Source organism: Marmoricola sp. URHB0036 (genome assembly GCF_000426045.1).
Lineage (GTDB): Bacteria > Actinomycetota > Actinomycetes > Propionibacteriales > Nocardioidaceae > Marmoricola.
Genome location: NZ_AUEP01000009.1, coordinates 244566 through 254999, shown reverse-complemented (window position 1 = coordinate 254999; position 10434 = coordinate 244566). Strand labels below are relative to the sequence as shown.

Below are 10434 nucleotides of genomic sequence, written 5' to 3'. Positions count from 1 at the left end.
TGGCGACTCCGCGATCGAGGAGGCCACCTTCCTGTCCCGCTTCGGCTCCAAGGTGACGCTGATCCACCGACGCGAGGAGCTGCGCGCCTCCAAGATCATGCAGGAGCGCGCCTTCGCCGACCCCAAGATCGACTTCGCCTGGAACTCCGAGGTGACCGAGATCCACGGCGATGACAAGGTGACGGGCGTGACGCTGCGCGACACGGTGACGGGTGAGACCCGGCACCTCGACGCGACGGGCCTGTTCATCGCCATCGGCCACGACCCGCGCTCGGAGCTGCTGCACGGCCAGGTCCGGCTCGACGAGGAGGGTTACGTCCTGGTCGACGCCCCGACCACCCACACCAACGTCAGCGGCGTATTCGCGGCCGGCGACCTCGTCGACCACCGCTACCGGCAGGCGGTCACCGCCGCCGGCACCGGCTGCGCCGCCGCGCTGGATGCCGAGAAGTACCTCGCCGACCTCGAGTTCGCCCAGACCACCTCGGCCGGTGCGGCCACGGTCGGAGCCGGCGCCTGAGCGTCCAGACACTCCCCCGCACCCGGGACTAATTGGCCGGGCAGGGGTGTTCACTACAAGCCAGTCCTTCGGATCACGCAACTCATAGAGGAGAACAGATGTCCAACCTGCAGGCCGTCACCGATGACAGCTTCGAGACCGAGGTCCTCAAGTCCGACAAGCCCGTGCTGGTCGACTTCTGGGCCGAGTGGTGCGGCCCGTGCCGCCAGGTCGGCCCGATCCTCGACGAGCTCGCCGCCGAGCACGGTGACAAGGTCACCTTCGTGAAGATGAACGTCGACGAGAACCCGGTCACCCCCTCGACGTACCGCGTCAACGGGATCCCGACCCTCAACGTCTACAAGGACGGCGAGGTCGTCAAGCAGATCGTCGGTGCCCGTCCCAAGGCGGCGCTGCTCAAGGAGCTCTCCGACTACATCGCCTGAGCAGTCTGCTCAGCCCGGCGGGCTACAGTCGCTGCGTGAACGCGGTCTTTCAGCTCGGGGACTCCGGTCCCGCAGTCGCCCAGATCATCGGTCTGCTCACGCGGATCGATCTTCTGGGCGATTCTGCTGAACTGCCCTCGCAGTCACGGATCAGCGCCTCGGAGCCGGTGTACGACGAGAGCGTCGAGCTCGCCGTACGCGCCTTCCAGCAGCAGCGCGGCCTGACCGTCGACGGCGTCGTGGGCCCGCTGACCTTCCGTCGCCTCGACGAGGCCCGCTGGCGTCTCGGCGACCGGATCCTCACCCACCTCCCCGGCAACCTGATGGCCGGCGACGACGTCTACGCCCTCCAGGGCCGGCTGCTCGACCTCGGCTTCCGGGTCGGCCGACTCGACGGGTTCTTCGGGCCCGAGACCGAGGGCGGCGTACGCGAGTTCCAGCGCAACTTCGGCATCCCGCCCGACGGCACCTGCGGCCCGGCCACCCTCAAGGCACTCACCCGGCTCTCGCCGATGGTCAAGGGAGGTGCCCCCAACGCCCTGAGAGCCCAGGAGCGGATCCGTGAGGCCGGCCCCAACCTCGGCGGCAAGATCGTGGTGATCGACGTGGGCCGGGGTCACAACCTGCCCACCGACTACGCGCCGGTCTCCGACGCGATCTTGCACGACCTGGCCCAGCGGGTGGAGGGCCGGCTGGTGGCGATCGGCGTCCAGGCCTTCCTGACCACCCCGCGCTGGGCCGACTCCCCCGGTGACGAGACCGACCGGGCCGCGTTCGCCAACCGCACCGGCGCCGACCTGTTCGTCTCGATGGCCCTGGACACCTCCGCCAACACCGATGCGTGCGGCGTCTCGACGTACTTCTTCGGCGACGCCAACCGCGACACCTGGTCCTCGGTCGGCGAGCGCTTCGCCGGACTGGTGCAGCGCGAGATCGTCGCCCGCAGCGACCTCGTCGACCTGCGCTCGCACCCCAAGACCTGGGACCTGCTGCGCCACACGCGGATGCCGGCGGTGCGGCTCGATGCCGGCTACCTGACCAATCCCGGGGACAACGCGCGGCTGCGCGACCCGGAGTTCCGTGACGTGCTGGCCGAGGCGATCGTGGTCTCGGTGCAGCGCTTCTACCTCAGCCCCGAGGTCGACGCCCACACCGGCGTGCTCCGGGTCAGCGAGCTCCGCGACTCCTTCCAGGAGGCCTCGCGCCCGTCCTGAGCCGTCAGTCGTGACGCGTGGCTCGCGTCGAGCCACCGTGCTGGGGCACGGGATGGTGCCGCGCGCGCTTGCCGGACACCGCACCCAACAGCGTCTCCAGGCCCCGCTCGAGCTCCTCGCGGATCGACAGCGTGGTGCGCAGGTCCATCCGCATGCGCGGGTGCAGGGCGTGCGCCCGGTGGGTGGAGAACCCGACGGCCAGCAGGAAGTCGGCCGGTACGACGCACCGCCCGGTGCGCCCGCGGGTGTCGCCGAACGCCTCGACCGCCCTGATCCCGTCACCGCGACGGATCAGGTCCTTGGCCATCCCCTGCACCATCATCCGGCCCAGCCCTCCGCCACGGTGCTCGGTGGCGACGTGGGCGGTCGTCAGGATCACGGCATCACTGCTGATCGGCGCCGTCGCGAACCCGTCGGCGGCCGGCACGTGCACCGGCGGAGCCCAGATCAGGTGGCCCACGACCTCGCCGTCGACCACGGCCACCCGCCCGCACGAGCCCCATTCCCGGAGCACCATCGAGACCCAGGCCGCCTTCTCCTCGGCCTCGTGACCGCACACCGCGCTGCGTCGTACGGGATCGAGCTCCCAGAACACGCACTCCCCGCACCCGCCCGGCAGCTCCGGCAGGTGGTCGAGGGTCAACCGCTCGATCTTGCGTCCCACACGGCCACTCTAGTTCCGGATAGTCCAGAACATTCGACCGCTTGGGAGAGGTCCTCGACCGGCTGTGCGTTCTGGAGTATCCGGTCTCAGCGCAGGGTGGTCAGGAAGTCGCCGATCCGGCCGATGGCCTCGGTGAGGACCTCGAGGTCGGGCAGGGTGACCAGCCGGAAGTGGTCGGGCTCGAACCAGTTGAAGCCGGTGCCGTGGGTGACCAGGATCTTCTTGGCCCGGAGCAGGTCGATCACGAACTGCTCGTCGTCCTTGATGTGGTAGACGTCCGGGTCGAGCTTCGGGAAGCAGTACAGCGCCCCGCGCGGCTCCACGCAGCTGACGCCCGGGATCTCGTTGAGCTGGCGCCAGGCGGCCTTGCTCTGCTCGTAGAAGCGACCGCCGGGGTGGATGTACTCGTTGATCGACTGGTAGCCGCCGAGCGCGGTCTGGATCGCGTGCTGGGCCGGCACGTTGGGGCACATCCGCATGTTGGCCAGCAGAGTCAGGCCCTCGAGGAAGTCCTCGGCCAGGTGCTTGGGGCCGGAGATCATCACCCACCCGGCGCGGTAGCCGCAGACCCGATAGGCCTTGGAGAGCCCGCTGAAGGTCAGGCAGAGCACGTCGTCACCGGCGTACGCCGCCGTGTGCAGGTGGGTCGCGTCGTCGAACAGGATCTTCTCGTAGATCTCGTCGCTGAAGATGACCAGCTGGTGGCGACGGGCGATGTCGACGAGTCCCTTGACCGTCGCCTCGCTGTAGACCGCCCCGGTCGGGTTGTTGGGGTTGATCACCACCAGCGCCTGGGTGTTGGGCGTGATCTTGGCCTCGATGTCGGCGAGGTCGGGGTCCCAGCCGTTCTCCTCGTCGCAGCGGTAGTGCACCGGCGTACCGCCCGACAACGAGACCGCGCCCGTCCACAGCGGGTAGTCCGGGGCCGGCACCAGCACCTCGTTGCCGTCGTCGATGAACGCCTGGAGCACCATCGAGATCAGCTCGGAGACACCGTTGCCGATGTAGACGTCGTCGACGTTCGTGTCGATCAGGCCGCGCGACTGGTAGTACTGCGCCACGGCTGTGCGGGCGGAGTAGATGCCGCGGGAGTCGGAGTAGCCCTGCGAGTCCGGCAGGCTGTGCACCATGTCGGCGACGATCGCCTCGGGGGCCTCGAAGCCGAACGGCGCCGGGTTGCCGATGTTGAGCTTGAGGATCTTGTGGCCCTCGGCCTCGAGCCGCTGGGCCTCGACCAGGATCGGCCCGCGTACGTCGTACCGGACGTGCTGGAGCTTGCGGCTCTGGACGATCTGTCGCATGCGCCCAGTCTCGCAGAGCCAGCGGGCCGGCCGAGACGAATAACCGTTCCGCGGATGGGGCTCCCCAGCCTGAGGTACGCCGTGGCACGATCCCGGCATGCGCGACATCAGCTATCCGCCCATCATCGTCAGCGCCAAGGTGTTGTTCCGGGTGCTCGGGCTGCGCTTCCAGCTGGCGGGCACCGAGCACGTCCCGAAGTCCGGCGGCGTGCTGCTCGCGTTCAACCACGTCTCCTACATCGACTTCGTCCTCGGTGGCTTCGCCGCCCATCCCTCGCGCCGGCTGGTGCGCTTCATGGCCAAGCGGGAGGTCTTCGACCACTCCGTCGGCGGGCCGGTGATGCGCTCGATGCACCACATCTCCGTCGACCGCGCCGACGGCGGGGCCTCGCTCGAGGAGGCCCGGCGCTACCTCCAGGACGGCGAGGCGGTCGGGATCTTCCCGGAGGCGACGATCAGCCGCTCCTTCGAGGTCAAGGAGCTGAAGTCGGGCGCGACCAGGATCGCCGCCCAGGCCGGCGTACCCCTGCTCCCGGTGGCGCTGTGGGGCACCCAGCGGCTGATGACCAAGGACCACCCGCGCGACTTCTCGCGTGGCAAGACCATCGGGATCCGGGTCGGCGAGCCGATGTATCCCGACGGTGCCGACCCGGCGGCCGAGACCGAGGAGCTGCACAAGCGACTGCAGACGCTGGTTGACGAGGCCATCGACGCCTACCCGGCCGAGGAGCAGCCCCCGGGGTCCTGGTGGCTGCCCGCCTCGCGGGGCGGCTCGGCCCCGACGCCGGCCCGCGCCCTGGAGATGGATGCCGAGGAGAAGGCCCGTCGCGCGGCGCGCAAGTACAAGCCGACCACGCTGACCGACCAGGACGACGATCCGGCAGTCGGCTGATCTCTTTGTCGACAAATCGATGAATGGCTCCATCGACCTGTCGGTCAATACCTAGATCGGCCTGTCGTCGCGGTTGCGCGGGTCGATGATCGAGACGATCCGCTCGAGGTCGGTCAGCGACGCGAACTCGATGGCGATCTTGCCCTTGTTGCGGCCCAGGGTGACCTTGACCCGGGTCTCGAGCCGGTCGCTGAGCCGCTCGTCGATCTCCTTCAGCCCGGGGGCGGTGGGCCGCGGCGGACGCACGGTCGGGGTGTCGTCCTCGGTGTCGGCGCCGAGCTCACCGACGGCGATGAGCTCCTCGAGCCCGCGCACCGAGATGCCCTCGGAGACGACCCGACCGGCCAGCCGGTCCTGGGCGGCGGGTTCGTCGACACCGAGCAGGGTGCGGGCGTGTCCTGCGCTGATCACGCCCGCGGCCACGCGACGCTGGACGGCAGGAGACAGGTTCAGCAGCCGCAGGGTGTTGCTGATCTGCGGTCGGCTGCGCCCGATGCGTCCGGCCAGCTCGTCGTGGGTGCACCCGAAGTCGTCGAGCAGCTGCCGGTAGGCGGCCGCCTCCTCCAGCGGGTTGAGCTGGGCGCGGTGCAGGTTCTCCAGGAGGGCGTCACGCAGCATCGCCTCGTCGTCGGTCTGCCGCACGATGGCCGGGATCGTCTCCAGGCCGGCCTGCTGGGTGGCCCGCCAGCGGCGCTCCCCCATGATCAGCTCGTACGACGAGTCGCCGGTGCGGCGTACCACGATGGGCTGGAGCAGCCCGATCTCCTTGACCGAGTGCACCAGCTCGGCCATCGCCTCCTCCTCGAAGACCTGGCGCGGCTGACGCGGGTTGGGCGTGATCGAGCCGACCGGGAGGTCCGCGAAGTAGGCGCCCGCGACCTCGGCCGGCGTCTCGACCTGTTGCTCGACTGGTGGGGCCGGGCGCTCCTCGGTCAGGGTGGCCACCCCCCCGCCGTTGGACTCGGCGCCACCTGCGGAGTGGCGGCCCTGCGAGGCACCGGAGTCAGGGAAGGACCCCATCTCCTCCGCTCGCGCCCCCGCCTGCTCGGGTGGAGCGGTCGGGATCAGCGAGCCGAGGCCTCGGCCCAGACCGCGGCGCTGGAGGGGCTGCTTGTTGTTCATCGGGATCCTTCCTGGTGGGTGCCTGCGCCGGCACCACGGCGGGCCAGCTCGCGGGCGGCTTCGAGATAGCTCAGTGCACCCGGGGAACCCGGGTCGTAGGTCATCACGCTCTGGCCGTAGCTCGGTGCCTCGGAGACCCGTACCGAGCGCGGGATCGTGGTCTTGAGCACCTGGCCGGAGAAGTGGCCCCGCACCTCGGCCGCCACCCCGGCGGCCAGGTTGGTGCGCGAGTCGTACATCGTGATCAGGATCGTGCTGACCTCGAGGTCCTGGTTGAGGTGCGTGCGCACCATCTCCACCGTCTCGAGCAGCTGCCCGAGGCCCTCGAGGGCGTAGTACTCCGCCTGGATCGGGATCAGCATCTCCGCTCCGGCAACCAACGCGTTCAGGGTGAGCAGGCCCAACGAGGGCGGACAGTCGATGAGCACGTAGTCGTAGCGCTCGTCGGTCTGGTCGTCGCCCTGGCCGTTCACCAGGGGGTGGGCGGTGAGGGCCCGACGCAGGCGGTTCTCCCGCGCCACCACGCTGACCAGCTCGATCTCGGCGCCGGCCAGGTCGATCGTGGCCGGCGCGACGAACAGGTTCGCCAGCTCGGGGTGGGGCTGGATCACGTCCGCGAGCGCGACCCCGTCGACCAGCACGTCGTAGGTCGACAAGGTGCCGCGACCGTGCTCGACCGCGAGTGCGGTCGACGCATTTCCTTGCGGGTCGAGGTCCAGGACCAGCACCCGCAGCCCGTGCTGGGCGAGCGCGGCGGCCATGTTCACTGCCGTGGTGGTCTTGCCGACGCCGCCCTTCTGGTTGGCCACCACCATCACCCGGGTGTGGTCCGGCCGCGGGAGGGGCGAGCCCTGGGGCACGCTCTGTCGCACCAGCAGCTGCTGGGCCACTGCGCGGGCCATCGGCGTGGACTCGTCGTAGGTCGGCGGCTCCTCCGCGAGCTCCGCCGCGGTGCGCACCCGGGGACGCGGCACCGCCTGTGCGGGCAACGGCTGCGCACCGGTGGGGCCGGTGGGAGCCGTGGGGCTGCTCGTGGTGGGTGCGGTGTCGACTGGATTGCCTGTCTGGTTCACGACGCTGTCCTTGTGCTCTGTTTCACGTGAAACGGACTCGCCCTGTGGATAACCGGGCTCCGTCTGTGGATTGCTACGCTCCGGCGGCCACTGCTGACCGGTGGATAACTTTCGGCGGGCACGACGCGCCCAGCCCATTCGGTGCTGGTCAACCCCGGTTTCGGCGCTCATCGCGCCCGCACGCTGACCACGGTCACCGGCGGGGTGAGCCACTGCTCACCCAGCGTCAGCACCTGCGCCGACGTGCCGCCGAGGCGTCGCAGCGCTCGCGCGGAGGCGTCGAGCTCCTGCTGGGCGGAGGAGCCCTTCATGGCCAGGAACAGTCCGCCCGAGCGGACGAGGGGAAGTGACCACCCCGCGAGCCGCTCCATCGGTGCCACCGCTCGTGATGTCACCACGTCGAACCCCCCGGCCCATTCTGAGTCACCGTGCATCTCCTCGGCCCGTCCCCGATGGACGGCCACGTTGTCCAGCTCCATTCTTGACACGGCGAGCTCCAGAAACGTGGTGCGACGCAGCAGTGGCTCCAACAAAGTCACAGAAAGATCCGGACGACGGATCGCGAGCACGATTCCGGGCAGGCCGGCGCCGCTCCCGATGTCGCACACCGAGCTGCCCTCGGGCGTCAGGTCGGTGACCACGGCACAGTTCAACAGGTGCCGCTCCCAGAGGCGGGGCACTTCCCGCGGGCCGATCAGTCCCCGCACGGTGGCCTCGGTGGTCAGCAGGTCGGCGAACGCCTCCGCCGTCGGCAACGCACGTGAAAACACCTCCCGTGCGCTGGGCGGCGCGGGAGGTGTTTCACGTGAAACATGCTCAGTCACGGGACTGGGGTCAGCTGGGGAGCACCACGACGTACCGGCGCGGCTCGGCACCTTCGGACTCCGACTTCAGCCCGGCCGCGGCGACGACGTCGTGGACGACCTTGCGCTCGAAGGGAGACATCGGCTCCAGGGAGGCCTGCTCGCCGGATTCCTTGACCTGGGCGACGATCTCGGCGGCCTGCTCCTCCAGCGCCGTACGTCGACCCGCGCGATGCCCGCTCACGTCGAGCATCAGCCGCGAGCGCTCGCCCGTCTCCCGGTAGACCGCCAGCCGGGTGAGCTCCTGCAGCGCCTCGAGCACCTCGCCCTGGTCGCCGACCAGCTGGGGGAGGTTGGCCCCGACGATGGACACGGTGGCCCGGTCACCCTCGACGTCCATGTCGAGGTCGCCATCGAGGTCCGCGATCTCCAGCAGCTCCTCGAGGTAGTCGGCCGCGATCTCGCCCTCCTGCTCCAGGCGGGCACGGCGGGTGGGCCGGTCACTCTCGGCGTCGTCGCCGTCCTCGGCGTCGTCCGCGTCTTCCTCGTCCGCGTCGTCGTCCGCGTCGTCGTCCGCCTCATCGTCCGCCTCATCGGCGGCGTCGGCGGCGTCGGCGGTGTCCTCGACCGGCTCGGTCGCGGTGGCCACCTCGTCGGTGTCGACCGTGTCCTCGGGAGCCTCGGGCGTCTGCTCGACGGCCTCTTCGCTCGCGAGATCCTCGGTCTCGTCGGTGGTGTCGTGCACTGGCTGTTCACTCATGGGTGTTCTCCCACTCTGCTCGGGGGTGGTGCTGCTACTGGTTCTGGGGGCCGCTGGGCTTGCCCGGGGCGGGCTTGCCGCCGCCACCGCCGCCCTTCTTGCGTTGCGACCGGGTCTGCTTCTTCGGCTGTGCGCGGGGAGCGGGGCGCTCGGGCTCCGGCTCGGCCTCGGCCTTGACGTTGCCCGCGCTGTCGACCTCGGGAAGGCCCTTGCGCTTGCGCTTCTCCGCGTCGCGCTGGGCCTTGGCCCGCGCCGCCTCGGTGTTGGGAGCCGGGTTGTTGCGGATCACGTAGAACTGCTGGCCCATCGTCCACAGGTTGGAGGTGGTCCAGTACAGGAGGACACCGATGGGGAAGGCGATGCCACCCACGGCGAAGACCAGGGGCAGCACGTAGAGGAGCAGCTTCTGCTGCTGGGCGTAGGGGCCGCTGAGCGCGTCGGCCGGCATGTTCTTGCTCATCAGCTGGCGCTGGGTCAGGAACGTCGTGACCGTCATGGCGACGACCAGGATCGCGGCCAGGATCTGGACCCGGTGGTCCCCGTCGGCGCTGGTGAAGGACGAGGAGATCTTGACCCCGAAGATCTCCGCGTCACGGAGCTCCCGGGCCTGCTCGTCGGTCAGCAGGCCGCGGCCCGAGCCGTTCTTGGCCGCCTGGTCGATCAGTCGGAAGAGCGCCAGGAAGAACGGCATCTGGATGATCAGCGGCAGGCACGAGGCCAACGGGTTGGTCTTCGACTCCCGGTAGAGCTTCATCGTCTCCTGGGCGAGACGCTCCCGGTCGTGACCGTACTTCTTCTGCAGCTCCTTGACGTGCGGCTGCAGCAGCTGCATGTTGCGGCTGCTCTTGATCTGCTTGACGAACAACGGGATCATCGCCGCCCGGATCGTCAGCGTGAGGCCGATGATCCCCAGGGCCCACGAGGCGGACCCCGCGATCGGCTCGAAGACGCCGTGCCAGAACAGCAGGACCGCGCTGACGAGGAAGTACAGCGGGGTGAGGATGAAGCCGCCGATGTCCTTGAGGAACTGCACTCAGACTCCTTGGGTCATCTTCGAGTGGGGTGGAACGGGGTCGTAGCCACCCAGGGCCCACGGGTGACAACGCAGCAGCCGGCGTACGGCGAGCCAGCTGCCCTTGAGACTGCCGTGCACGGTGATGGCCTCGAGAGCGTAGGCGGAGCAGGTCGGGTGGTAGCGACACACCTGACCGTAGAGCGGACTGATCGCGAAACGATATCCGCGCAAAAGCCAGATCAGCAGGAACTTCATCGGCTGATCCCCGCTTTCGCCGAAAGATTCTTCGTGGCGCCCACCTGAGCCAGACAGCGGTCCAGCTCCCGTGCGAGGTCGTCGTAGCCGGCGTTCGCCGCTGCCGGCAGGGCTCGGACCACCAGCATGCTCCCTGCAGGCAAGGTCGCGATCCGGTCGCGGCACAGGTGCCGCAGGCGTCGCTTCACGAGGTTGCGCGTGACGGCCGGTCCCACGGCCTTGGAGACGACGAAGCCCACCCGTGGCCCGGCCGGTGCGTTCCCGGGCAGGGGAGCACTCGTCGAGGCCCAGAGATGGACGACCAGGAGGTCACCGCCGCGGCGTCGGCCGCGGCGTACGACCTCGCGGAAGTGAACAGGCGAGGTCAGGCGGTTGCCGGAGGAGAGCATG

The 10434-nt window shown here is 69.5% G+C and carries 13 protein-coding genes; 4 read left to right on the top strand and 9 right to left on the bottom strand.

Annotated elements, in window-relative coordinates; all coding sequences use genetic code 11:
* The 3 genes from H976_RS26010 to H976_RS0112140 form a co-directional block, all read left to right on the top strand.
* Positions 1–520: NAD(P)/FAD-dependent oxidoreductase (locus H976_RS26010; RefSeq protein WP_036225988.1), on the top strand; the 520-nt coding region annotated here is incomplete at its 5' end.
* 98 nt (positions 521–618) lie between these two features.
* On the top strand, positions 619–945 hold the full coding sequence (trxA, locus tag H976_RS0112145; protein ID WP_027861760.1) for a thioredoxin: 327 nt from the start codon (positions 619–621) through the stop codon (positions 943–945).
* Positions 946–980: 35 nt separating this feature from the next.
* Positions 981–2159 carry an N-acetylmuramoyl-L-alanine amidase gene (locus tag H976_RS0112140; protein ID WP_027861759.1) on the top strand — a complete coding sequence of 393 codons (1179 nt, stop codon included), beginning with the start codon at positions 981–983 and terminating at the stop codon, positions 2157–2159.
* 4 nt (positions 2160–2163) lie between these two features.
* On the opposite strand, the gene H976_RS0112135 is transcribed toward H976_RS0112140, so the two are convergent.
* Together H976_RS0112135 and H976_RS0112130 are read right to left on the bottom strand one after the other, a co-directional pair.
* Complete coding sequence (locus tag H976_RS0112135; protein WP_027861758.1) at positions 2164–2823, bottom strand: GNAT family N-acetyltransferase; 660 nt, start codon at positions 2821–2823, stop codon at positions 2164–2166.
* Between the two features lie 86 nt (positions 2824–2909).
* Positions 2910–4124: a pyridoxal phosphate-dependent aminotransferase gene (locus H976_RS0112130; RefSeq protein ID WP_027861757.1), complete on the bottom strand. Its 1215-nt coding sequence runs from the start codon at positions 4122–4124 to the stop codon at positions 2910–2912.
* Positions 4125–4221: 97 nt separating this feature from the next.
* On the opposite strand from H976_RS0112130, the gene H976_RS26005 reads away from it, so the two are divergent.
* Positions 4222–5016: a 1-acyl-sn-glycerol-3-phosphate acyltransferase gene (locus H976_RS26005; RefSeq protein ID WP_051276734.1), complete on the top strand. Its 795-nt coding sequence runs from the start codon at positions 4222–4224 to the stop codon at positions 5014–5016.
* Positions 5017–5067: 51 nt separating this feature from the next.
* Here H976_RS26005 and H976_RS0112120 read toward each other — a convergent pair whose 3' ends face one another.
* The 7 genes from H976_RS0112120 to rnpA all read right to left on the bottom strand — a co-directional run bounded on the left by H976_RS0112120 (position 5068) and on the right by rnpA (position 10433).
* A complete protein-coding gene (locus H976_RS0112120) occupies positions 5068–6138 on the bottom strand; it encodes a ParB/RepB/Spo0J family partition protein (RefSeq protein WP_027861756.1) in 1071 nt (356 codons plus the stop codon).
* The gene (locus tag H976_RS26000; protein ID WP_304412360.1) at positions 6135–7211 is read right to left on the bottom strand and encodes a ParA family protein; all 1077 of its coding nucleotides are present in this window, start codon (positions 7209–7211) and stop codon (positions 6135–6137) included. The genes H976_RS0112120 and H976_RS26000 overlap by 4 nt, the downstream gene beginning before the upstream one ends.
* A gap of 167 nt (positions 7212–7378) precedes the next feature.
* Entirely contained in the window at positions 7379–7966 is a 588-nt protein-coding gene (rsmG, locus tag H976_RS25995; RefSeq protein WP_231388883.1) for a 16S rRNA (guanine(527)-N(7))-methyltransferase RsmG, read from the bottom strand.
* Positions 7967–8045: 79 nt separating this feature from the next.
* Positions 8046–8663: a protein jag gene (locus H976_RS30670; RefSeq protein WP_369759028.1), complete on the bottom strand. Its 618-nt coding sequence runs from the start codon at positions 8661–8663 to the stop codon at positions 8046–8048.
* Positions 8664–8808: 145 nt separating this feature from the next.
* Positions 8809–9807, bottom strand: a complete 999-nt coding sequence (gene yidC / locus H976_RS25990; RefSeq protein WP_051276733.1) for a membrane protein insertase YidC — start codon at positions 9805–9807, stop codon at positions 8809–8811.
* Positions 9808–10044 (bottom strand): membrane protein insertion efficiency factor YidD, encoded by a 237-nt coding sequence (yidD, locus tag H976_RS0112095; protein WP_027861754.1) that lies wholly within the window; start codon positions 10042–10044, stop codon positions 9808–9810.
* Entirely contained in the window at positions 10041–10433 is a 393-nt protein-coding gene (gene rnpA / locus H976_RS0112090) for a ribonuclease P protein component (protein ID WP_027861753.1), read from the bottom strand. Before rnpA ends, yidD begins: the two co-directional genes overlap by 4 nt.
* Position 10434: the final 1 nt, after the last annotated feature.